We start from the raw sequence: 22,016 nt of genomic DNA on the forward strand, positions 1-22,016 counted from the left end.
AGTTGGAACGGGGCTTTTGCTGCCGGCTTACGGGTTGACTCTCCGAGCGGCAGGCGGCCAGGGAAACGAATGCCCTCACCTATCCTTGCGCGCTCTGCAGCATATCAGCCGCTGCCCTCGACCGCTTCATAGCGAATTGTCCCCGGCTCCCTGCGGAAGCCGCGCGTCATCCAGAGCAAATACAGCACCCCGAGCAGCGTCCAAGCGCCGCCGAGCAGCAGCGAATTGCGCTCCAGGTGCGTCCAGAAAAACAAGACGAAGCCGATGCCCGCTAGCGGAAACAGCAAGAAGCGCAGGAGCGCCGGCCAGGACCGCCGCCGTTCCCGAAAAATATAGTGTACGATGACGGACAAATTTACAAAAGTAAATGCCGTCAGCGCCCCGAAGTTGACGAAGGAAGTCGCAACGAGCAGATCCAGCACGAGCGCCGTCAGCGAAATGAGACCGATCAGCAGAATGTTGAATATCGGCGTGCCGAGCGAGCGGTGGATATAGCCGAACATCGGCCCCGGCAGCGTCCGGTCCCGTCCCATCGCGTACAGGAGACGCGATCCGCTGAGCTGCGACACGAGCCCCGAGGCCAGCGTGGAGGTGAGCGCGGCGGCCAGGAATAAGGCCTGAAACAGCACGCCGCCAAGCGCCAGCGCGATTTCGGCGGACGCGCCTTCCGGGTTGTTCAGCACGGACACGTCGGGAAACAGCCTTTGCGCAAAATAGGAGGCAGTGAAGAACAGTCCGCCGCCGAGCATCGTGATCCAAAGAATGCCTCGCGGAATCGTCGTGCGCGGCTCTACCGTTTCTTCGGACAAGGTCGTCACCGCATCGAAGCCGAGGAAGGCAAAGCACAAGATCGACGCTCCGGTGAGCAGCGCTCCCCAGCCCGCATCGGCGGACAGCAGCGGCTGCGCCGATACGAGCGCCTCTCCGCCCGCACTCAGCCGGTATGCGGCCAGCACGACGAACAGCGCCACGACAAGAAATTGAAACGCCACGAACAGCGCATTCACCGAGACGGAGATGTTGACGTTAAACAAGCACAGCGTCGTAATCAGCGCCACAAATCCGGCGACCCATACCCACTGCGGCACCTCGGGGAACGCCGACGACAAATAAATCCCGGTGAGCAGCGCGTTCATCATCGGCAGAAACAAATAGTCGAGCAGCGAGACCCAGCCGACCAAAAAAACCGCATGCGAACCGATCGTCTGCCGGGTATACGTGTAGGCGCTCCCCGCCGACGGGTACACCTTGACCATATGCCCGTAGCTCATCGCCGTAAACAGCACCGCCGCAATCGTGAGCAGGTATGCTGCCGGAACATGCCCCGCCGTCACTTCGGACACGATGCCGAACGTATCGAATACGGCCATCGGGGCCATATAGCCGACCCCCATCGCCACAATATGCCAAAGCTTCAGCTTGCGCTGCAATACCGGTTTCCGTTCCATGCGATCATCCACCTATTCTAAGATACACGTTCGTTTTGATGTTACTTGGCGAAAGCCGCAAGGCCCAGCCGAGCCTTCCGCTGGACGCTCGCCAGACGGGCGAACAAGCCGAATGCGCCCAGCGCCAAGCCGGAAATCAGCCCGATCCAATAGCCGTAGGCGCCGAAATCGGTATAATTCGCCAGCCCGTAGCCAACCGGCAGACCGACGACCCAATACGAAACGAGGGCGACGATGAAGGTCACATTCACGTCCTTGTAGCCGCGCAGCGCCCCTTGAATCGGGGCGGCGATGGCATCCGACAGCTGGAAGAAAATCGCGTAAACCAGAAAATGCTGCGTCAAAGCGAGCACGTCCGGCTCCCTTGTATAAATTCCGGCCACCTGCTCGTTAAACAGCCATAGCACGACCGCGCAGAGCAGCGACATCCCGACCGCGAGGCCGATGCCGAGGTAGCCGTACTGCCTCGCGTCCTTGTACCGCCCCGCCCCGGCTTCGAAGCCGACGAGAATCGTCAGCGACAAGGAGATGCTGAGCGGAATCATATACAGGAACGAAGCGAAGTTGATCGCCGCCTGATGGGCCGCGATCGTTACCGTGTTGAAGTTGCTCATCAGCAGCGTGACCGCGGCGAAAATGCTCGTTTCGAACAAAATGGCGAAGCCGATCGGCACGCCCATCTTGAGCAGCTCTTTCCAGACGGACAGCGAGACGCGGTACAGCTTGCGGAAAATGCCGAAAGCGGCGAACGGCTGCATGCGGGCGGCCACGGCCAAGGCTACTAGAAAAATGACCCAGTACGTAATCGCCGAAGCGACGCCGGTTCCCGCGCCCCCCAGCGCGGGCAGCCCCATTTTGCCGTAGATCAGCACATAGTTCAGCCCCCCGTTGACCGGTAGCGACAGCAGCGTAATGAACATCGTCACCTTCGTGTGGCCAAGGGCATCGATAAAGCAGCGCAGCACCGTATATAAAAACAGCGGCAAAATGCCGAACGCAATCGAAATCAGGAACAAGCGGGCGATCCGGCGCACCGGCTCCTCCAAGTTCATGTTCTCCAAAATCGGATTCAGCGCGAACGCTCCGGCCAACAGCACCGCAGCCGATACTCCGACGGCCAAATAGAGCGCCTGCACGACCTTAAAAGGAATTTCCTCCTTGCGGCCCGCCCCTACCAGCTGGGCGACCATCGGCGTAACGGAAAACAAGATGCCGCTGAGTCCGGTCTGTATCGGAATCCAGATGCTGGTGCCTATAGCCACCCCCGCCAAATCCTTGGCGCTCACATGCCCCGACATGAACGTGTCGAAGAAGTTCATCGCAAACATCGCTAGCTGCGTCACCAGGATGGGAAGCAAAATAACGAATAATTGTTTTATTTTTTGAGATAGCTTGTCTGTCGATTTCATGATTGAAACTCCGAACCTCCTTTTACCTTTCTTGCAGCCGCATCATTCCAGTTTATGCGATGAAAGGGATTGCTGGCAAGATTTTTTTGAGAGGCGGCCGCAGGAGACCGCTGCGAGGAAACAAGGCAAACGGGCAGCGATTCCTGTGACGAACGACTTCTTCTTTACAACGCTCTCTTCAAGATACATAATACAATAAGTACCAAATTATGGAGGCGTATCGAGGAGTCATGAAATCGGCAGTTCCTTATTTGCAAGTCGCAGCGGCAATGCTCATCGTCGGAAGCTTCGTCATCGTCAATAAAATGATCGTCCGCACGTTTCCCGTGTTTCTGGCTTCCGAGCTCCGGCTGCTCATCGGCGCCATCATTATGACGCTGCTTCTGCTCGCCCGCGAAGGACGTTTTCCGGCCCTGACGAAGAAGGATTGGGTCGTTTTATTTTTCCAATCGTTTATCGGCGTGTTTCTGTTCAGCTTCTTTATGCTGTACGGCTTAACCTACACGACGGCGCTGGAGAGCGGCATCATTACAAGCATGACCCCGGTGATGGTCGGCCTGATATCGCTATTGTTTTTCAGGGAACGGCTGCGGTGGAATCAAACCGCGGGCATCGTATGCGCCGTCCTCGGAGCGCTCGCCATCAATATTTTCGGCGGCATGTTCAATGCGTCCTGGAGCTTGCAGACGTTGTGGGGAAACCTGCTTGTGCTGCTGGCCGTTGCCGGAGAAGGCGTATTCTTGACGTTCGGCAAGCTTGTCTCCAAGCAGGTCAGCCCGATCGCCATCGCGACGATGACGAGCTTGCTCGGCTCGGCGTTTTTTTTGCCGTTTGCGGCATACAACGCGGCAAGCTTCGATTTCGCCGCAGTGAGCGCGACGGATTGGCTGCTTGTCTTGTACACGGGAATCGTGATTACGGTGATCGCCACGATTTTGCTGAACCAGGGGATAGCGAAAATTTCGGCGGGCTCGTCGGCGGCTTTTACCGCATTGATGCCTCTCAGCACCATCGTCATGTCTGCGCTGTTCTTGTATGAGCCGTTCCACTGGTATCATTTCCTGGGGATCGCCTTCGTCTTTGCCGGCATTGCGTTTGCGACCTTGCCTCCCTCCCGGACGAAACGGAAAGCCCCCGTGGCCGCGCAGACCAAAAGCTCGTAAAAGCGGGCTTTTTTTTGCTTCAAAAGGCCTTGCCGGCCTCTGAAACTTCCGCCGAAGAACAGCGTCTACTTATGTTGATCCCTTATGAACAGGAGCGTGAATCGTATGAAAGCCGGACGATGGATCATGACTTGCGTATTCGCAGTATGCGTGACGCTTCCTTTCACTCCTTCATCCGCCAAAGCTGCGGCATCCGTCAAAGTCGAGCTGCCGACCTATGCTGTAAATGTAGACGGTAAAAAAATCGACAATGTGAATTTAACGTATCCACTCATTACCTATAACGGGATAACGTATTTCCCGTTAACCTGGAATGTCGCTACGGGGTTGGGGCTTGCCGTTTCCTGGAGCCCGGACGCCGGACTGTCCGTCCAATCTCATAAGCCCAAGCAGAACGAGCTCGCCATGGAAACCGGACCGGCAAATACCCGGACCTCGTATATGGCGCAAGTTGCCCCATTCCCGGTGACGATTGACGGTCAGACGGTCAATAAGGAGAGCGAGACCTGGCCTCTATTGACGTTCCGGGATGTGACGTATTTCCCGATGACCTGGGATTATGCGGTAAAGCGATTCGGCTGGAAGACCTCTTGGGATGGGTCCGAATTTTCAATCTTTACCGGTCCGGTTTGGGAGCGCCTTTTTTACGACGATGAGTCTTACTTGTACGCTTATGCCCACTATGATGGCGCTAACCGGATCGTCAGGATCCGGAAAGATTTTCAGGGCCCGCCGGAGCTGTTAAAGGACGAGGAAGCAGAAAGGATTCGGGAGCTTGCTTATCCGCCGGCCGAGACCGTTTCCCCCAAGCATACGGAGCGCAAAGGGAATAAATTGTATGGCGAGGGAGCCGAGCTCATCGATGTCCATGTCCACGCGGAGAAACATGCCGCGCTGTACGAACCCGGAACCGACAACGTCGAGTACTCCGAGCGTATCGTAAAAACGGAAGCCGGCGGCACCGTGTTCAATCTGGCTTTGCACCCGCCGTTGGCGAGCCTTAGGCTGGCGGACCCCGATACGCATACTTACTTCGTCAAGAACAGTAAGGCTATCGAGATTCATGCCTTTGACAAAACGATACAAGGCACGGAAAGCGCAGCGGGCGGAACGTGGTTATGGAGCCGCGCGCCGGGAGTACGCAGCACATCCACTAACCCGCTCGGCAGCGCCGGTTCGGTCGGCAAGGTGCTTTGGCTCGACAGCGAAGGGAACGCCCGGTTGTGGAACGATACGCTAAAAGCGGAGCATCTGCGCGTACTTCAAGCGGATGAAAACGCGCTGATCGTCGAGGCATACCGGCTGACCAAGCCGCCCGCCGAGCCATCGGACGCGACCCAAGGCTATTTCCGTATCCAGGCGGACGGCTCCTACGAAAAATTGGCCGATACCGTCCGAGGGCAGGGATATGCCGATCGGCAAGGTCAATTGTACGAGTTAAGCGGACCGAACCGGATTACGAATCTAACGAAAAACATAAGCCATACATGGAAAGACAGCGAACTGGCCGAAAGCCGCAGCTGATCCGTCCCAAAGCGGAAAGCCGGATGCAGCCGCCTTGATCCGCCTCTCGCGCAAAAGCATAGGACCGCCTTTCCCTGTGCAAGGAGGCGGTCCTTTATGTTCACACGAGATGGCAGGCTACGTAATGGCCGCCCCCGACATCCCGGTAATCCGGCACCTGCTCGCGGCAAACCGGCTGCGCCAGCGGGCAGCGCGTATGGAACTTGCAGCCGGATGGCGGGTTCGCCGGGCTCGGAATATCGCCCTTCAGCACGATCCGCTCGCGCCGCACGGTCGGGTCGGGCACCGGCACCGCCGACAGCAGCGCCTGCGTGTAAGGATGCAGCGGACGGGCGAACAGCTCATCCCGCGGAGCCTGCTCGACCATCGTGCCGAGATACAGCACGCCGATCTGCGTGCACAGATGCTCCACGACGCTCAGGTCGTGCGAGATGAACAGATACGTCACTCCGCTGCGCTCCTGCAGGTCGCTGAACAGGTTGACGATCTGCGCCTGAATCGATACGTCCAGCGCGGACACCGGCTCGTCGGCTACGACGAAGTCCGGGTTCAGAATGATCGCCCGGGCGATCCCGATCCGCTGTCGCTGGCCGCCGGAAAATTCGTGCGGGTACCGGTCGTAGTGATCGGGAAGCAGGCCGCAAACGGCCAGCACTTCCCGCACCCGCTCCCGAGCCTCCGCCTTCGACGCCAGCCCGTGGTCGATCAGCGCTTCGCCGATCGCCTCGCCGACGCGCATCCGCGGATTCAGCGAGCTGAACGGGTCTTGGAACACGAGCTGCATCGAAGGGCGCAGCCTGCGCAGCTCGTCGCGGGACAGGCTGTACAAGTCCGTCCCTTTGAAATAGACGTCGCCCGCCGTCTTCTCCGTCAGCCGGAGCACGGTGCGGCCGATCGTGCTCTTCCCGCTGCCGGACTCGCCGACGAGCCCGAACGTCTCGCCGCGCCGGATGGCGAAGCTGACCCCGTCCACCGCCTTGACGTCGCCGACGCGGCCGCCGAAGACGCCGCCTTTAATCGGATAGTAGGTTTTGAGCTCTTGAACCTTTAGCAGGGCGTCCGTCATCGCAATTCCTCCTCATAAAGCCAGCAGGCGACCCGGTGCTCCGCGCCTTGCTCCTGCATCGGCGGCTGCTTCGTGCGGCAGATGTCCATGCAGTGCTCGCACCGGTCGCTGAAATAGCACGAGTCCCCCAAGCCGATCAGGTTCGGCACTTGACCGGGGATCGAGTACAGCCGGTCCTTCCGCTCGCCGATGACGGGCTTCGATTTCAGCAAGCCTTGCGTATACGGATGCTTCGCATGGCGGAACAGCTCGACCACCGGCGCTTCCTCGATCACTTTGCCCGCGTACATCACGACGACGTAATCCGCCGTCTCGGCGACGACGCCAAGATCGTGCGTGATCAGCAGAATGGCCGTGTTGTACTGCTCCTTGACTTGGCGGAGCAGATCGAGAATTTGCGCCTGAATCGTCACGTCGAGCGCCGTCGTCGGCTCGTCGGCGATGAGCAGCTTCGGACTGCACGCGAGCGCCGAAGCGATCATGACCCGCTGCAGCATGCCGCCGCTCAGCTCGTGGGGATAGGCGGCGGCCACGCGTGCCGCGTCGGGAATGCCCACTTTTCCGATCAGCGATATAACTTCCGCCTTCGCTTCCTTGCGGCTGAGCAGCCGGTGCTCCATCAGCGGCTCCATCAGCTGCTCTCCGATCGTCAGCACCGGGTTGAGGGACGACATCGGCTCCTGGAACACCATCGCGATCTCGCTGCCACGAAGTCTCCGCATCTCCTCGGGCTTCAGGGAAAGCAGATCGCGGCCGTCCATCTCGATCGCTCCATGTTCGATCTTCCCGTTATCGGCGACCAACCGCATGAGCGACAGCGCCGTGACGCTTTTGCCGCTGCCCGATTCGCCGACGATGCCGACCGTCTCCCCTTCCCGAATGCGAAAGCTGACATCGTTGACCGCCTTGACGACGCCGGACTCCGTATGAAAATACGTATGTACGTGTTTGAATTCGACGAGTGTTTTGTTCAACGCCGCTTACCTTCCTTTCAATCGGGGATCGAGCGCGTCCCGAAGCGCATCGCCGAGCAGATTGATGGCGATGACGGTGGTCAGAATCGCCACGCCCGGCGGAATCCACACCCAAGGCCGCTTCTGGAAATCGATGAGCGAGTTCGCCGCATCGAGCATATTCCCCCAGGACGGCGTCGGCGGGACGACGCCCAGTCCGAGGAAGCTGAGCGTCGATTCGCTGATAATCGCGCCCGCGACATGCAGCGTAGCGACCACGATCAGGGTCGGCACGGTGTTCGGAAGCAAATGCCGGAACATTTTGCGCCGGTCCCGCAGCCCCAGCGCTTCGGCCGCCTGCATGTACGCCTGCTCCCGCAGCACGAGCAGCTCGCTGCGGACAAGCCGCGCCAAGCCCGGCCAGCCCAAGAAGCTCAGCATCAGCATCACGATATAAATCCGGTAATCCGACGGCACCTTCCACTCCGACATGACCGCCCCCATAATAATGAGCAGCGGCAGGCCCGGAATGGTCAGCAGTACGTCGGCGAACCGCATAATGACTTGATCGACGATCCCGCGGTAAAAGCCGGCGAGCGCGCCAAGGACCGAACCGACCGCCACCGACAAAACGACCGAGGCCACGCCTACGGTCAGCGAGATGCGTCCGGCCTGCATCAGCCGGGTCAGCACGTCCCGGCCCAGATTGTCCGTCCCGAGCCAATGCAGCGTACTGGGCGGCTTGTTGATCCGCGCGACGTCGACCTTGCCGTTCGCATAAGGCGACAAATACGGCCCGAGGAAGCAAAACAAAATCATAAATACCAAAAACGCCAAGCCGAATAAAGCGAGCTTGTTTTTTCGCAGCCGCCGGGCCGCTTGCCTCCACGGCGAATCCGCAGCGGTCTTCCGGGCGGGTACCGCAGCGCCGGTCATTCCGGGGCCGGCCGTTCTTTTTGCATCGATCATCATGACGTCCCCCCTACTTTAGCCGAATCCGGGGGTCGGCCACCCCGTAGAGCAGATCCGCGAGCAAATTGCCGATCACCGTCAGCAGCGCGAGAAACATGGTGAAGCCCATCAGCACGGGATAATCCCGCACGCTGAGCGCCCCGAAATAAATGTAGCCTGCGCCCGGCCAATGAAAGATTTTCTCCGTTATGATCGCGCCTGCAAACAGCCCCGGCAGCTCGAAGCCGAGCAGTGTAATCGCCGGAAGCAGCGCATTGCGCAGCGCGTGCTTGAACAGCACGACCCGCTCCTTCAAGCCTTTGGCCCGGGCGGTCCGGATGAAATCCCGGCGGATCACCTCCAGCATGTTCGTGCGGAAATACCGCGTGAGCGACCCGACGCTGAGCAGCGTCAGCACCGTCACGGGCAAGATCATATGATGCGCCACTTCCCAGACGCGCGCCCAGCCTACGCTTTGGCTGCCCGTGTTCGTGATGCCCCCGACCGGAAACCAGGCGAGGTCCACCGCGAACACTTTGATCATCAGGAGCCCGAGGAAGAAGGATGGGAACGACATCGCCGCGAACACGCCGAGCGTCACCAGCCCGTCGAACCAGGAATACTGCTTCACGGCCGAGAATACGCCCACGACAAGCGCAATCGTCCATGTCAAAATCATGGACACCACCGCGATCAGGAACGAGTTCCAAATAAACTTGCCCAGAAGGTCCGAGACCGGTTCCTGATACTGCATCGAATAGCCAAGGTTGCCCGTAAACAAGTTGCCGAGCCAAATAAAATAGCGCTCCAGCACCGGCTTATCCAACCCGTAAAGGGCCCGAAGCTCCTGCGCCCGCTCGGGCGTCAGCTTCGGATTCGTATCCACGAAATCCCCCGGCGTCATCGCGAAGACGACAAAAATAAGCAGCGACGCCCCGAGCAGCATCGGGATCATCAAAAGCAGCCTGCGAACGATATACGATTTCATGATCGTCCCCCCAAGAAAGTGAGCCCAGCCTTAAACGGCTGGGCGTAAAAATCAGGTTACGGCTCGATGCGGACCGTCGGCAGGCTGGAGTTCACGCTGTTGAAGCCGTTCAGCTCAAGCCCTTGGATCCGGCTGTTCGAAGCGCCGAGAATTTTGCGGTAGTTCAGCAGAATGTACGGCGGGTCGTCGCTGAGCTCTTTGTACAGCTCCTTGTAGGCCTGCTTCCTTTTCTCGATATCGAGCGTGCCGACCGCTTTGGCCACCAGCTCGTCGACCTTCGGATTGTTGTAGCCGTTCGTGTCCGTGAAGCTGCCTTTATATTTCGAGTTGAACGATTGCACGCCGTCGTCCGGATCGATCAGAATCGCGGTCGAGAACGAAACCAGATCATGCTCGCCTTTCTTCGTTTTGGCCAGCAGGGCGTTGTAATCCATCAATTCGGTTTGGAAATCAATGCCGATCGCTTTGTAGTTTTCTTTGGCAATCGGGATCAAAATATCGGTCACCTTCCCTTTGGAGCCGAAGTAGCGAACCGACAGACGCTGTCCGTCTTTCTCGCGGATGCCGTCCTTGCCCGGCTTCCAGCCCGCTTCGTCCAGCAGCTTCTTCGCTTTCTCCGGGTCGAACGGATACGGATTGACGCCCTCTTCCGTATATGCCCAAGAGATCGGAGATACCGGCACGTTCGCTACCTGCCCGTAGCCTTGGTAAATGGTGTCGACGATTTTTTGACGATCCAGCCCGTAGATGAACGCCTGTCTTACCAGCTTATCTTTGAAGTACGGCTTGGAGTGGTTGAACTTGATATAGGAGTACGAGCTGGCCGTATAGACGTCGATATTGGCAAAGCCGAGCGATTGGAGCAGCTCCATGTTATCCTGGTTGCCCGTAAAGCCGGAGTAATCCGTCTCGCCGGTTTGGAAAAATTGGGTGGCGTCGCCTTCCGTCGTCTTATAGATGAAGTGCTCGACGGCCGGTTTCCCTTTATAAAAATTCGCGTTGGCCACGAAGCGGACTTCCTGCCCCGGAACGAACTTCTCCAGCTTGTACGGACCGGATTCGAGCGGCTTGCCGTGCAGCTGCTTGATCGAGTCAAGCTTGCCAGGCTTGTAATCTTTGCCGTAGTACGCTTTGGACAGCACCTGCCCGCCGAGCAGATACAAGGCTTGAGCGTTGACCTTGTCCGTCGTGATTTTGATCGTCTGCGGATCGACGACCTGGATGCCTTCGACCGTCGCAGCCTTGCCTTCTTTGTAGTCCTTGCCCCCTTTGACGGCGGCTTGGGCAATGTCGGTTTGCCCATCGTACGCAGGGTCGTGCAGCAGCGTCAGCGTGAAGGCGACATCGTCGGCCGTAAGCGGCGAGCCGTCGCTGAACTTAAGGCCGGCGCGCAGCTTGAACGTATACGTCAGCTGATCGTCCGACAGCTCCCACTTCTCCGCCATTCCGGGAATCGGCTTGCCGTTCTTGTCGATGTCCACGAGCTGGGCGAACAGGACGGAGTTGACGTTGCCGTCGTAGCCGTTCTGATAAAAGTACGGGTTGAAAATGCCGCCCGGCTCGGTGAGCGAGACGACGAACGTATCGGTGCGCTTCTTCGCAGCCTCCGGAATTTTCGATTTGTCGGCGGCCGGTATCAAGCCGTCCTTAATGCCGGCCACGCCGCTCTGGCCCGCCCCCGGCGTTCCTACGGCTTCCGTTCCTTTGGCGTCGCCGCCCCCGCTTGGCGCTGCCGCATCTTGGCCGCTGCAGGCGGACAAAAGCAGCGAGCAGGCGACAAGCGCCGATACCGACAGCGTGAAGGCTTTTCTTTTGTTCATAGATGATCCCCTCCGGCATGATCGGGAAGAAGGAATAGTTCCGGCTCCCCTTTAAATTTATAATTCCGATATGTATAATATGTTTTGCTATGGATAAGCATCATTATAGATATTTTACTTTGTTCTGTAAATAGAGAACAACAAAAATTTTCTTTATGTGAAGAATTTATGACAAGAAATGAATAAAAAGAAGGCCTCGGCCCATGAAAAAGTTCATAGGGAAATTCAGGAACGCCAAAGAACCTTCCGATGCATCATCGCAAGGTTCGCGCCGAAGGCGCCGGCCGGCTGCGGCCCGCCGTCAATCGGCGAGCAAATAGCCCATCAGCGATTCCTGCAGTCCGCCGATCGCCTCCTTCCGCAGACTGTAAGCCACGGCCGAATCTCCGGACATATGAGCGCGCAGCAAACCGGCGGAACGAAGGTTGAAAATATGGTCGTGCGTAATTCCTTTGGAAATGCCGATATAGCGCACGATTTCGGTAAAACTGCGCGGTCCGGCGTTCAAATAGCGCAGAATGCGCAGGCGGCTTTTTTCGCTGAGGCTGCGAAGCTGGCGGTACAGGCGGCGGGACGGCTCGTCGGCCGGGTCGTCGTAGGAGCCGTCGACGGCATACTGACAAACGGTCAAGCTGCCGAACGTATAAATAATGTTGGCCGGTTGAAAATGATACTGCGGCGACAACACCAGCTTCTCGCACTCGCCCCCCGGCTCGAAATACAGCCCGTTCGTGATCTGCTCCGCCAGCGTGTCCGGCGGCAGCGTTCCAATCTGCGTGCGTCTGCGTACAGCGTCCTCGCTCAGCCATTCCGGCAGCTTCGGGTCGACGCCGGCGAAGTACTGCCGGTTCCATTCGGACAGCAGGTGCAGCCACCGGTCCCGGATCGCCCCGAGCTCGCCGGGGAACGAGCTCATATGCGGGGCGAGCAGCTCGTACATTTCCCCCGCCGTCATTCCTTCAAGCCAGGCTAAGAAGCGCTCCGCGCTTTCCTTATGCGGACACAGGTACAGAAATAAATACATCAGCTTCCACTCCGCCGAAATTTCGGTTTCGGCCAGCGTCGAGGCGAGCGTTTTGCTGAGTTTCTGCTCCGTCTGCCTGGCCCATTCGGAGCCGAGGTCGGTTTTTTTATAGAACTTTTTGCAAAGATACGTATGGAGGCTGTTCAAAAGCTCGTTAGCCGGGCCGAACGCCACTTCCAGTTCGTACGACATTCCGGAACACTCCTTCAAGCCATTTTCGGGTATCGTTTTTCAGACTTTGGCGATCCGGAAAACGGTATTTCGCTTTTTAAGCAATTTTGATTTTAACACTTCATCGGAACAAAGAAAATCCCTCGACAAAGGAGCGTGGCCGCGATGACTCCCTTCGATACGTCTTCCCTGGTGCTGCTGCTGTTTGCCGCCCTCGGCATTCTGAGCGGCAATACGTCCATCACAATTGCCGTGCTCGTACTGCTTTTATTGCGGGTGACGAACCTCCACCAAACGTTTCCCTGGCTGGAAAAGTACGGGCTGAGCTGGGGAATCGTCATCCTGACGATCGGCATCCTGACGCCGATCGCTTCCGGCAAAACAAGCCTGCAGGACCTGCTGCACTCATTCCTGCACTGGAAGTCGCTGCTGGCCGTGGGCGTCGGCGTGCTGGTCGCTTATTTGGGCGGCCGCGGCGCCGCGCTGATGTCGAGTCAGCCGACCGTCGTCACGGGGCTGCTGCTCGGAACGATTCTCGGCGTGACCTTTTTCCGGGGCGTCCCGGTCGGACCGCTGATCGCGGCGGGCATTTTATCGCTGCTCGTCGCGAAATGACAGCCGGCGGCGTATGCGGGGCGGGACGCTTGATGGCGACATGCCGCTGGCAGACTCGCCAGAGCGTTCGATGTCTAACATTCTCGCGGAAGTGCTCAATGACGAAATAACCTAACGGCCAATGCGGAAACGTGCAGGACGTACATTGAGGTAGCCTTATGCGAGGACGCGGTACGACACCCTGCCGATATCCCGCTGCGGATCCCCGCAATGCGAAAAAGGCCGAGCGCATGGCCGGCCTTCTGCCTGGGTTGCGGGGTGATAGCAACGAGCAATTTGAAAATAAAGGAAGCAGGATGCGTTCACTGGAACGATCCAATCGTTCCACGATTTCTAGAGGAACTCAGAGGGCTTTAATCGTGTCGAAAAATGTTCCTGCCCCTCTAAACCGGCTTGTTAGCACACCCCAGTTCCTCTATTTTTTTGAAAAGCGGCAAATCGAGCTGAATAGCGCATATGATTTCCCCTAATTTTTGCGGGTTGTCTGCCAGCCTGCCGCAAAGTCTAGCCCGATAAAGCTAATTCAAGCATGCAAAACTCTCGTGCCGACTTCATTCCAGGCGCGCGGGGCGGCTCTTCTCCGGCTCATCCCCGCCGTCTCCTCCACCGACCTGTTATTCGCAGCCGCGAAGCAGCTCGCACAGCGCCCGGACCGCCTCCCGTTCATCCTCGCCTTCCGCGCTGACCCACAGGCGGCTCCCTCTCGGCGCTCCCAGCTGCAGCAGGCTGATGATGCTTTTTCCCTTCGCCTGCCGTCCTTCGAATTCCACCGTAATGTCTGCGCGGAACCGTTGGGCGGCAAGCGCAAACAGCTTGGCGGGGCGGGTATGAAGGCCTGCCTGGCATTTCACGGTGACTCCTTCTTTAACCATGCCCCTTCCCCTTTCATTCGTTCGTTTCGCTTGCCGGCTCCTGCAAAAAGGCGGAGACCCGACGGTGCATTTCCAGCGGGCTTTCAGCACGTACGAGTGCTTGGACGGTTTCCGGCTTCTCGATCATAAAAGCGATCCGCGAGACCAGCCCCATCTGCTGTTCCCCGCCGACTACCGCAATGAGCAGATAAGCCTTGTTCCCCTCGTCAAACGTCACCCCGTCCGGATACTGGGCGATCACGATGCCCGGCTTCAGGATGCCGGTATCGGCAGCCCCGACGCCATGAGGCAGGGCGACGCCGTTGCCGATGAAGGTGGACAGCACCCGCTCCCGCTCGATCATCCGATCGATATAATCGTCGCGGACAAGCCCCAGCCGAACCAGCAGGCCGCCGACCTGCCGGATCGCCTGCCACTTGTCGTCGGCTTGCGCCCCGATCTGCACATGGTCCGGCGTAAACAAGGCCTCGCCTTCACCGCTTTCCGGTTCGTTCGCGGCGCCCTGCGGCCCCTCGCTTCGAAGGCGGCCGATCAGCCCGTCGTAAAACGCGGCGTCAACGAAGGAGACTATCGACAGATGCTCCGGACGGGGCGCTGCCTCCTGCGCCCTTGCCGTCAACCGGGCTTGCGAGATGACCAGGTCCGCATCCGCCGGAATGTCGTCCACGGAGCAGTTGCCCACCTCGACGGGCAGGCCGGCTTGCTTTATTTTTTTGCGCAGCAGCGCGGCCCCCATCGCACTGGAGCCCATCCCGGCATCGCAGGCAAAATAAATTTTGCGGATCGTCTTCCGCTGTGGCTCTTCGTTCAATGGAACCTCTTCCTCGGATTTCTCGGATTTCTCGGATTTCTCGGATATGGAATGAACCGCCATTGCCGCCGGATCGTCGGAAGCCGGCCCGCCCTTCCACGCAAGGACCAGGTAGCTGCCCGCAAAGCTGACCGCGGCGGAAGCCAGCACCCCGCCCAGTACCGGGAGGTGCATTCCTTTCGGGGCCATCAGCATGAGCGCGATGAGGCTTCCCGGAGAAGGGGTTGCGACCAGGCCGCCCTCCAGCAGCACGAACACCCAATTGCCGGCCAGTCCCCCTGCGATCAACGGCACGATAACGAGCGGACGCATCAGCGCATACGGAAAATACACCTCGTGAATCCCGCCGACAAATTGAATGAGCAGCGACGAGCGGGCATTGTCCCGCGGTTTGTTTTTCAGCCGCAAATAATAGGCCAGCAGCAGGCCGGCCCCGGGACCGGGGTTCGTTTCCAGCAAAAAGAAGACGGATTGGCCGAACTCCTTCGTCTGCTGAATGCCCAACGGCTCAAGAATGCCGTGATTAATCACATTGTTCAAAAACATCACCTTGCCCGGCTCGACCGCGAGCGCGACCCAAGGCAAATAATTGGATTCCAGCACGAGCTTTGCCGCGCCATGAATGCCCTCCATGCCCAGAACGAACCAGTAGGCCACCTCCGCATAGCAGAACAGACACAGCACGACACCGATAAAACCCGCAGCTACATTATAGCACAGCAGCTCAAGCCCTACCGGAATGCGATCCGTCAGCCACCGGTCCGTACGGGCAATGATCCATCCCGTCAGCGGTCCGACGAGCATGGCGGGCATCAGCATGCTGTAATCCGACGGGTTTCCGGCGATCATGCCGATCATGACGAAGGAGGCGATCACGCCGCCCCGGTGCGAGCCGATCATCCGCCCCCCGGTATAGGCGAACAGAAGCGGCAAAAAATATTTCAAAATCGGCGTTAAAATGTCCTGCACCGCCGGGACCGGGAACCACCCACGCTCCCCGAACAGGACGCGGAGCAGACCCAAGCCGATCAGACCGGCGATATTTTGGAATACCAGATAGCTTAAAAACCGGCCGATGCGATTGATGCGGTTCATCGCGTCCCCCGAAAGAAGACGCCGGTTTTGTTCATGTATCCTTTCCCGATAACCGATTTCAGCTCCTTCTGCACCAAGTCGAAGGGGGCGCTGGCCACCGTCTCGACAAAGTCTTCCTCGATCAGCATCGCGCTGATTTCGCTGATCATCTCGATATGCTCTTTCGGTGCGGAACGCGGAGCCAGCAGCAGCAGCACCGTCCGGACGACGGCGTCCTGTCCGGGCGGCTGCCAGGAGAGAGGCTGGGCGAACCGCAGCACGCAAGCCATCAGCACCGGGACGGCCGTGCTGCGGCAGTGCAGCATCGCAAGCTTGCTTTCCTCCACGACGATGCCCCCGAGCTCTTCCCGCTGGAGCAAGTCGCCCTCCAGCTGCGGCACGGGAATGCCAGGCACGACCGAGCCGGCAAAAGCCGCCGCCGCCGCAATGGCCTCCCTCTTCGACGCCGCTTCGAGCCCTTCGGCAAAAAACAGGTGGTTCGTCAATTGAACGACGCCCTCGCCATAACGATTCACGGTCATTACGGTATCCTCGATTTCTGTATAAGCTTCACGGGCCGCTGTCCCGATGAGCGGCAGCCCGTGCAAATGCGTTTCGATAAGCTCGATATCGTCCTGCTCCAAAAACGAATGGACCACCACGACCCGGTGCGTTTGATGCTCGAACGGCACGGTCGATACGATCAGATCGATCGGCGAATGCTTGCGCACCGCTTCCTCCAAATGCAGCAAAGATACCGTATCGACGATATGAATATGCGGAAAGCTTGTTCCGATCTGAGCGGCCAGCAGCCGGGAGGTGCCCATGCCGCTGCTGCAGGCGAGAAGCACGCGGAAGCGCTGCGGCGATATCGTCTTCGTCCGGACGACGGCCGCTCCGAAATGCATCGCCAGATAGCCGATCTCCTCCTCCGGCACCTCGGCTTGCAGCTCCTCCTGCAGGTACCGGGACGCCTTCGCCGCGGCTTCAAAAATATCCGGGTACGTCTCGCGGATATGGGCGAGCAGCGGATTGCGGATTTCCATGTGCAGGCGGATGCGGTTGATCGCCGCCTCCAGATGCACCAGCAGCGCCTCGTACAGGGAAGGGTCGTTTTCCAGCGTCAGCTTGAGCTCGTTCTCCACGATCCGGATCATCCGGGCGGCGTAAGCCTCCGCTCCCCTCTCCTGCGGTTCCCCGACCGGGGCAAGTATGCGCTTTCCCTTGGCTCCAAGCAAATGCATCGTAATATAGCCGACTTCGCTTTCCGGAATGTCGATGTCCAGGCGGGCGCTCAGCTCTTCCGCCATCTGCTGCGCCCATTTGAATTCGCCCGCTGCCTTTAATTTGCCCAGCGCTTCGGCGTCGATCGAGATGTTTTCCCCGCTCTTAAGCCGCTGCACGGCCAGCGCAATGTGCACGACGAAGCCGACGTAGGCGCTGTCCGTCATCTCGTAGCCCCGCCGCATTTCGCTGCTGCGGACGATTTCTTCGATCTGGCCGATGATGCCGGGATCGATAAAATGCAGCAGGTGATTGCGGATGGACAGCTCCAGCTTGCGTTGGTTCGTAAACGACAACGAATACGACGACAGCATGTCCATAAGCTGCTCCTGCGACAAATGCTCGTACAAGTGATCGATCATCGCGGCGCGGATGCTTTTCTCGTCGGCTTCGATATAGACGCCCAGACCCGGCTTCCGCACCAGCGCGATTCGATGCTTCGCAAACCACGGCTCCAGCTTGTCCAGATCGTTGCTGACCGTCGCCTCCGTCACGTCCAGCTTGCTGCTGAAGTAAAAAAGCTTGACCGCTTCCCGCTTCGTCAGCAGCAGCCGAATCAGCAGATGCCTGCGCTCTTCCGGAGAAAAGATTTTGACCGAAGGGCTGGCGGACAGCTGCTGGAGCAGCTGCTTCTTGGCCGCGTCGCTTCCTTCGACGCTGAGGCCGACGCCCGTTTTTTTGATCAATGTGACGCCGAAAGGGACAAGCCTCCGGCTTATCCCCTCCAGTTCCCTTTGCATGGTACGTACGCTGAGCCCCAGCTCCCCCGCCATCTCTTTCAGCGTCACGGGAGCCGGGGCCTGCAGAAGCAGCGCCAACATTTGCTTCTGTCTCGAATTTAACGTTAAGCGCGGCTCCATGGCAGCGTACCTCCTCCGTTCCTTCGTTGTCTTGCCCTATTATATCACAATTTGCACCTTCATCAGATCGGGCGCTTTGGGCTTTTCCAGAAATTCGACCGTCTCTTCCAGCGTGATCGTCCGGGAAATGAGCGGACGGACGTCGATCCGGCCTTCCTTGAGCCAGTGAAACGCCGGGATAAACGTATGGTTGATTGCCATCGAGCCAAGCAGCGTCCAATCCTTGTTATACAGCTTGAACGGGTTGATCCGGATGCTCGCGCTTTCCGCCGTCACGCCGAATTGCAGATACTTGCCCGTAGGTCCCAAATAGTCCAGCGCCTGTTCGATCACCGCCGGAATGCCGGTCACGTCCACCACCGCGTCGAATCCGTAAGGGTACGTCTCCTTGCCCAGCTCGGCCTCCAGATTGCGGCTCAGAACGCCCTTCGTCGCGCCATAGCTCAAGGCCATGTCAAGCTTCTCCTGCGCCACATCGACGACGACCAGCTCGGAGGCTCCCGCCCGGGCCATCGCCTGGATGAGCTGCTGGCCCATTGCGCCCGCGCCGAACAGCAGCACGCGGCTGCCGACCTGCAATTGCAGCCGGTTCATACCGTGCACGACGCAGGCCAGCGGCTCGATAAACGCGCCTTCCTCGAATGACATCGTGTCCGGCAGCTTCACCACGTTGCCTGCCGGGACGGATACGAATTCGGCCATGCTGCCGTTCACGGTATTGCCGAGCGCCTGCCAATTTTTGCATTGATTGCTCCGGTGGGTCAGACAAAATTCGCAAGCCCCGCAAAACAGCGACGGATCGGCGCTGACCCGGTCTCCCGGCTGCAGGCCGGTGACGCCTTCGCCCACCTCATGCACGATGCCGGAAAATTCATGCCCGGGAATAATCGGGTACGGGGAAATAAATTCCCCCTCGAAAATATGAAAATCGGTTCCGCAAATCCCGACGTTTTTCACTTGAATCGTCACTTCGCCGCGCTTCGGCGCCGGGTAAGGCACTTCCTTGACCACGGCCCGGCGCGGCCCTTCGATGACCAGAGCTTTCATGTTAAGCTTCCCCCATTCGATTGCATTTCTTCATTCGGGTAGATCATGATTTTGATGCTGGCGTCCTTTTGCGTCCGCGCGGTTTCCACCGCTTCCCGAATCCGGCTAAGCGGAAACCGGTGCGTAATCGTCTTGGCGATGCTGTGCTCGCGGCGGCTGAGCAATTGAATCGCCGCCGGGTACGTATTCGCGTAGCGGAACACGCCGTACACGTCCAGCTCCGCATCGACCAGAGCCGGGATATCCAGCGGAATCGCGTCGCTCGTTGGCAGGCCGACCAGGACGATCCGCCCGCCCCGCTTCGCCAGCCCGATCGTATCGGCGATCGCTCTGGCGCTGCCGGACGTTTCGATGATGACGTCGACCCCCTCGCCGCCCGTTAAGCGGTCCAGCTGCTCCTTCACCGGCGCTCCGGCCGGATTCAGCACCCCGGCTGCGCCCATCTCCAGCGCCAGCGCCCGGCGGCTGTCCATCACGTCGCTGCCGTAAATTTCGGTCACGCCGAACAGCTTGGCCGCTTCCAGCGCTAGCAGGCCGATCGGCCCGAGCCCGGTCACAAGCACGCGGTCGGACGGCTTGACCCGGCCCCGGGTCATCGCGTGAATGCCGACCGACAGCGGCTCCAGCAGCGCCCCTTCCTCGAAGCTCATCGCCTCCGGCAGCTTGAACAGGAAGTCGCTGCGCACCGCGACGTAGTCCGCCCAAGCCCCGTCCACGGGCGGCGTCGCCATGAAGACGACGTCCGGGCACAGGTTATACCGGCCCGACTTGCAGTAATCGCACCGGCCGCACGTCACGCCCGGCTCCACGGCAACCCGGTCGCCGACCGCGACATTCGTCACCGCGCTGCCGACCTTCACCACCGTTCCGGCCACCTCGTGCCCGAGGATGATCGGCTGCTTGACCTCGTACCGGCCGATCCGGCCATGCTCGTAATAATGCACGTCCGAGCCGCAAATTCCGATGCAGTGCACCTTCACCAGCGCTTCGTCCGGACGCGGCTCGGGCACCGGCACGTCCCTGACTTCAATCGATAACGGGCGGTCAAGCACCGCCGCTTTCATCATTTGCTTTTCCATATGGAACTCCCACTCCCGAATTTGGAATTTTTAGTATCTCGTTATTTCCGCCGGTCCAGCTCCTAGCCTTTCACCGCACCCATCGTCAAGCCGCGGACAAGCTGCCGCTGGGTAAACCAGCCCAGCACAAGCGCAGGCAGGACGGCCAGCGTGGCAACCGACGACATTTTGGCCCAGAACAGCCCTTCCTGCGTCATGAACGACGACATATAGACCGGCATGGTGGCCGCATCCGTCGAGGTCAGGCTGACGCCGAAGAAAAACTCGTTCCAGACGAAGACGAGACACAGCAGCGACGTCGAGACGATCCCCGGCCGGACCAGCGGCAGCGTAATTTTGAAAAAGCCCTGCAGCCCGGTCGCCCCGTCCACCTGATACGCCTCAATCGTCTCATAAGGAATATCTTTGAAGAACGAGCGCATCATCCAGACGACCAGCGGCACATTCATTGCCGTGTACAGCACAATCAGCGCCGTTAACGAATCCAGCAAATGCAACTGCTTGAACACCAGATAAAGCGGAATGATGACGCCGACCGCAGGAAGCATTTTGGTCGAGATGAACCAGAACAATATGTCGTCCGCCTTCTTGATCTTGAACATCGCGAGCGCATACGCGGCCGGCACGCCGAACGCAAGCGCAAAGATCGTGGAGACGATCGAGACGATCGCGGAGTGCCCCATGAAAGAGCCTGCGCCCGAATCCCAGATCAGCAGGTAATTGTCCAAGGTCGGCTGGAACACGAGCGACGGCGGCATCGCCACCGCCTCCCCCTCCTGCTTGAAGCCGGTGATCAGCAGCCACAGCACGGGAGAAAAATAGATCAGCGCGAGCACATACGTTCCGGCCGTCAGCAGCATAGACAGCGGTCGTCTCATGACAATTCCCCTCCAAACGTTCTGCGCATAAACTTAAACAGTACGGTCATAAACACCGTCATCAGGATCACGATCATCACGCCGACCGCCGAAGCTCCGCCGATATCCCAGCCCTGGAACCCGATCCGGTACAGATAGAAAGGCAGGTTCGTCGACGCGTAGCCGGGGCCGCCCGCCGTCGTCACGTAAATTTCGCCGAACGTTCCCATGATAAAAATCAAGCCGAGCAGCAAAGCCACCTCTATATATCTCATCAGATGAGGAATGGTCACATGGAAAAATTGCTGAATCCGGTTGGCGCCGTCCAGTACGGAGGCTTCCATCAGATCGGGGGAAACCGACTGCAATCCGGCGAGCAGTACAAGCATGAAGAACGGAATCCACTGCCAGGCGACGACAAAAATAATCGTTTCCAGCGGATACTGCCCGAGCCAATCGACCGGAGGCAGGCCCAGCTTCGCAGAGATATACGCGCTAAAGCCGAAATTCGGATTTAAAATCACCGTCTTCCATACGATGCCGGAGACGGCCGGCATGATGAAGAAGGGCGAAACAAACAGCGTACGAACAATGCCCTTGGCAAAAAAATCGCGGTTCAGCAGCAGCGCCAGCCCCATGCCGCCAACCAAGCACAGCGCCAAACAAAGAATCGTCAGCAAAAACGTATTTTTCAACACTTCCCAGAAGGCCGCTTCGCCCAAAATCGCGACGAAATTGGACAGCCCCGCAAACGTAATGCCTTGATCCGGCCGCATCAGATTCCACTGATGGACGCTCAAATACAGGGTGACGAGAAAAGGAATTTGCGTAATTAAAGCGACAAAAGCGATCCCCGGCCACAATAGCCCTTTTGCCGCGGCGGACGTATCGTCCGTCCGTTTGGCCTTCGCGGTATAAGGTTTCATATCGGCTTTACTCCATTCTACCGTGTTCATTCGCCTCTCCTCGCGTGAAGTAATGCGGGAAAAGGGGACGGGGC

The 22,016-nt window shown here is 58.8% G+C and carries 18 protein-coding genes; 3 read left to right on the forward strand and 15 right to left on the reverse strand.

Features of this window, described 5'->3' with window-relative positions:
• Nucleotides 1–104: 104 nt before the first annotated feature.
• Both PEH01S_RS28525 and PEH01S_RS28530 read right to left on the reverse strand, forming a co-directional pair.
• A complete protein-coding gene (locus tag PEH01S_RS28525) occupies nt 105–1,448 on the reverse strand; it encodes an APC family permease (protein WP_127489528.1) in 1,344 nt (447 codons plus the stop codon).
• A gap of 41 nt (nt 1,449–1,489) precedes the next feature.
• Nucleotides 1,490–2,857 (reverse strand): MATE family efflux transporter, encoded by a 1,368-nt coding sequence (locus PEH01S_RS28530; RefSeq protein ID WP_025849389.1) that lies wholly within the window; start codon nt 2,855–2,857, stop codon nt 1,490–1,492.
• Nucleotides 2,858–3,087: 230 nt separating this feature from the next.
• Here PEH01S_RS28530 and PEH01S_RS28535 point away from each other — a divergent pair, with 230 nt between their 5' ends.
• Both PEH01S_RS28535 and PEH01S_RS28540 read left to right on the forward strand, forming a co-directional pair.
• Nucleotides 3,088–4,020, forward strand: a complete 933-nt coding sequence (locus tag PEH01S_RS28535) for a DMT family transporter (RefSeq protein ID WP_127489530.1) — start codon at nt 3,088–3,090, stop codon at nt 4,018–4,020.
• Between the two features lie 105 nt (nt 4,021–4,125).
• Entirely contained in the window at nt 4,126–5,544 is a 1,419-nt protein-coding gene (locus PEH01S_RS28540; protein ID WP_127489532.1) for a hypothetical protein, read from the forward strand.
• A 100-nt stretch (nt 5,545–5,644) separates the two neighbouring features.
• Here the strand turns inward: PEH01S_RS28540 and PEH01S_RS28545 are convergent, their stop codons facing one another.
• From PEH01S_RS28545 to PEH01S_RS28570, 6 genes are all read right to left on the reverse strand, one after another.
• Entirely contained in the window at nt 5,645–6,610 is a 966-nt protein-coding gene (locus tag PEH01S_RS28545) for an ABC transporter ATP-binding protein (protein WP_127489534.1), read from the reverse strand.
• Nucleotides 6,607–7,584, reverse strand: a complete 978-nt coding sequence (locus tag PEH01S_RS28550; protein WP_127489536.1) for an ABC transporter ATP-binding protein — start codon at nt 7,582–7,584, stop codon at nt 6,607–6,609. Before PEH01S_RS28550 ends, PEH01S_RS28545 begins: the two co-directional genes overlap by 4 nt.
• A 6-nt stretch (nt 7,585–7,590) precedes the next feature.
• Nucleotides 7,591–8,499 carry an oligopeptide ABC transporter permease gene (opp4C, locus tag PEH01S_RS28555; protein ID WP_127489559.1) on the reverse strand — a complete coding sequence of 303 codons (909 nt, stop codon included), beginning with the start codon at nt 8,497–8,499 and terminating at the stop codon, nt 7,591–7,593.
• A gap of 46 nt (nt 8,500–8,545) precedes the next feature.
• A complete protein-coding gene (locus tag PEH01S_RS28560) occupies nt 8,546–9,502 on the reverse strand; it encodes an ABC transporter permease (RefSeq protein ID WP_025849383.1) in 957 nt (318 codons plus the stop codon).
• Nucleotides 9,503–9,558: 56 nt separating this feature from the next.
• Complete coding sequence (locus tag PEH01S_RS28565; RefSeq protein WP_025849382.1) at nt 9,559–11,322, reverse strand: ABC transporter substrate-binding protein; 1,764 nt, start codon at nt 11,320–11,322, stop codon at nt 9,559–9,561.
• A gap of 301 nt (nt 11,323–11,623) precedes the next feature.
• Nucleotides 11,624–12,538, reverse strand: a complete 915-nt coding sequence (locus PEH01S_RS28570; protein WP_025849381.1) for an ArsR/SmtB family transcription factor — start codon at nt 12,536–12,538, stop codon at nt 11,624–11,626.
• Between the two features lie 144 nt (nt 12,539–12,682).
• Between PEH01S_RS28570 and PEH01S_RS28575 the strand changes: the two genes are divergently transcribed.
• The gene (locus PEH01S_RS28575; RefSeq protein ID WP_025849380.1) at nt 12,683–13,132 is read left to right on the forward strand and encodes a DUF441 domain-containing protein; all 450 of its coding nucleotides are present in this window, start codon (nt 12,683–12,685) and stop codon (nt 13,130–13,132) included.
• Nucleotides 13,133–13,746: 614 nt separating this feature from the next.
• Here PEH01S_RS28575 and PEH01S_RS28580 read toward each other — a convergent pair.
• The 7 genes from PEH01S_RS28580 to PEH01S_RS28610 form a co-directional block, all read right to left on the reverse strand.
• Entirely contained in the window at nt 13,747–14,004 is a 258-nt protein-coding gene (locus tag PEH01S_RS28580; protein ID WP_127489538.1) for an HPr family phosphocarrier protein, read from the reverse strand.
• 13 nt (nt 14,005–14,017) lie between these two features.
• Nucleotides 14,018–15,910: a PTS sugar transporter subunit IIA gene (locus PEH01S_RS28585; RefSeq protein ID WP_127489540.1), complete on the reverse strand. Its 1,893-nt coding sequence runs from the start codon at nt 15,908–15,910 to the stop codon at nt 14,018–14,020.
• Nucleotides 15,907–18,033, reverse strand: a complete 2,127-nt coding sequence (locus tag PEH01S_RS28590; RefSeq protein WP_127489542.1) for a BglG family transcription antiterminator — start codon at nt 18,031–18,033, stop codon at nt 15,907–15,909. Before PEH01S_RS28590 ends, PEH01S_RS28585 begins: the two co-directional genes overlap by 4 nt.
• Nucleotides 18,034–18,072: 39 nt before the next feature.
• The gene (locus PEH01S_RS28595; RefSeq protein WP_127489544.1) at nt 18,073–19,080 is read right to left on the reverse strand and encodes a zinc-dependent alcohol dehydrogenase family protein; all 1,008 of its coding nucleotides are present in this window, start codon (nt 19,078–19,080) and stop codon (nt 18,073–18,075) included.
• Complete coding sequence (locus tag PEH01S_RS28600; protein WP_127489546.1) at nt 19,077–20,159, reverse strand: NAD(P)-dependent alcohol dehydrogenase; 1,083 nt, start codon at nt 20,157–20,159, stop codon at nt 19,077–19,079. The genes PEH01S_RS28595 and PEH01S_RS28600 overlap by 4 nt, the downstream gene beginning before the upstream one ends.
• 62 nt (nt 20,160–20,221) lie before the next feature.
• The gene (locus tag PEH01S_RS28605) at nt 20,222–21,037 is read right to left on the reverse strand and encodes a carbohydrate ABC transporter permease (RefSeq protein WP_127489548.1); all 816 of its coding nucleotides are present in this window, start codon (nt 21,035–21,037) and stop codon (nt 20,222–20,224) included.
• Nucleotides 21,034–21,972 carry a carbohydrate ABC transporter permease gene (locus PEH01S_RS28610; RefSeq protein WP_025849373.1) on the reverse strand — a complete coding sequence of 313 codons (939 nt, stop codon included), beginning with the start codon at nt 21,970–21,972 and terminating at the stop codon, nt 21,034–21,036. The genes PEH01S_RS28605 and PEH01S_RS28610 overlap by 4 nt, the downstream gene beginning before the upstream one ends.
• Nucleotides 21,973–22,016 lie beyond the last annotated feature (44 nt).

Source organism: Paenibacillus ehimensis NBRC 15659 (genome assembly GCF_004000785.1).
GTDB classification, from domain to species: domain Bacteria; phylum Bacillota; class Bacilli; order Paenibacillales; family NBRC-103111; genus Paenibacillus_G; species Paenibacillus_G ehimensis.

Bases quoted from the DNA above. Each gene is read 5' to 3' on its own strand.
- PEH01S_RS28525 (WP_127489528.1), bottom strand. From the start codon at position 1,448: ATGGAACGGAAACCGGTATTGCAGCGCAAGCTGAAGCTTTGGCATATT.
- PEH01S_RS28530 (WP_025849389.1), bottom strand. From the start codon at position 2,857: ATGAAATCGACAGACAAGCTATCTCAAAAAATAAAACAATTATTCGTT.
- PEH01S_RS28535 (WP_127489530.1), top strand. From the start codon at position 3,088: ATGAAATCGGCAGTTCCTTATTTGCAAGTCGCAGCGGCAATGCTCATC.
- PEH01S_RS28540 (WP_127489532.1), top strand. From the start codon at position 4,126: ATGAAAGCCGGACGATGGATCATGACTTGCGTATTCGCAGTATGCGTG.
- PEH01S_RS28545 (WP_127489534.1), bottom strand. From the start codon at position 6,610: ATGACGGACGCCCTGCTAAAGGTTCAAGAGCTCAAAACCTACTATCCG.
- opp4C (WP_127489559.1), bottom strand. From the start codon at position 8,499: ATGACCGGCGCTGCGGTACCCGCCCGGAAGACCGCTGCGGATTCGCCG.
- PEH01S_RS28560 (WP_025849383.1), bottom strand. From the start codon at position 9,502: ATGAAATCGTATATCGTTCGCAGGCTGCTTTTGATGATCCCGATGCTG.
- PEH01S_RS28565 (WP_025849382.1), bottom strand. From the start codon at position 11,322: ATGAACAAAAGAAAAGCCTTCACGCTGTCGGTATCGGCGCTTGTCGCC.
- PEH01S_RS28570 (WP_025849381.1), bottom strand. From the start codon at position 12,538: ATGTCGTACGAACTGGAAGTGGCGTTCGGCCCGGCTAACGAGCTTTTG.
- PEH01S_RS28575 (WP_025849380.1), top strand. From the start codon at position 12,683: ATGACTCCCTTCGATACGTCTTCCCTGGTGCTGCTGCTGTTTGCCGCC.
- PEH01S_RS28580 (WP_127489538.1), bottom strand. From the start codon at position 14,004: ATGGTTAAAGAAGGAGTCACCGTGAAATGCCAGGCAGGCCTTCATACC.
- PEH01S_RS28585 (WP_127489540.1), bottom strand. From the start codon at position 15,910: ATGAACCGCATCAATCGCATCGGCCGGTTTTTAAGCTATCTGGTATTC.
- PEH01S_RS28590 (WP_127489542.1), bottom strand. From the start codon at position 18,033: ATGGAGCCGCGCTTAACGTTAAATTCGAGACAGAAGCAAATGTTGGCG.
- PEH01S_RS28595 (WP_127489544.1), bottom strand. From the start codon at position 19,080: ATGAAAGCTCTGGTCATCGAAGGGCCGCGCCGGGCCGTGGTCAAGGAA.
- PEH01S_RS28600 (WP_127489546.1), bottom strand. From the start codon at position 20,159: ATGGAAAAGCAAATGATGAAAGCGGCGGTGCTTGACCGCCCGTTATCG.
- PEH01S_RS28605 (WP_127489548.1), bottom strand. From the start codon at position 21,037: ATGAGACGACCGCTGTCTATGCTGCTGACGGCCGGAACGTATGTGCTC.
- PEH01S_RS28610 (WP_025849373.1), bottom strand. From the start codon at position 21,972: ATGAACACGGTAGAATGGAGTAAAGCCGATATGAAACCTTATACCGCG.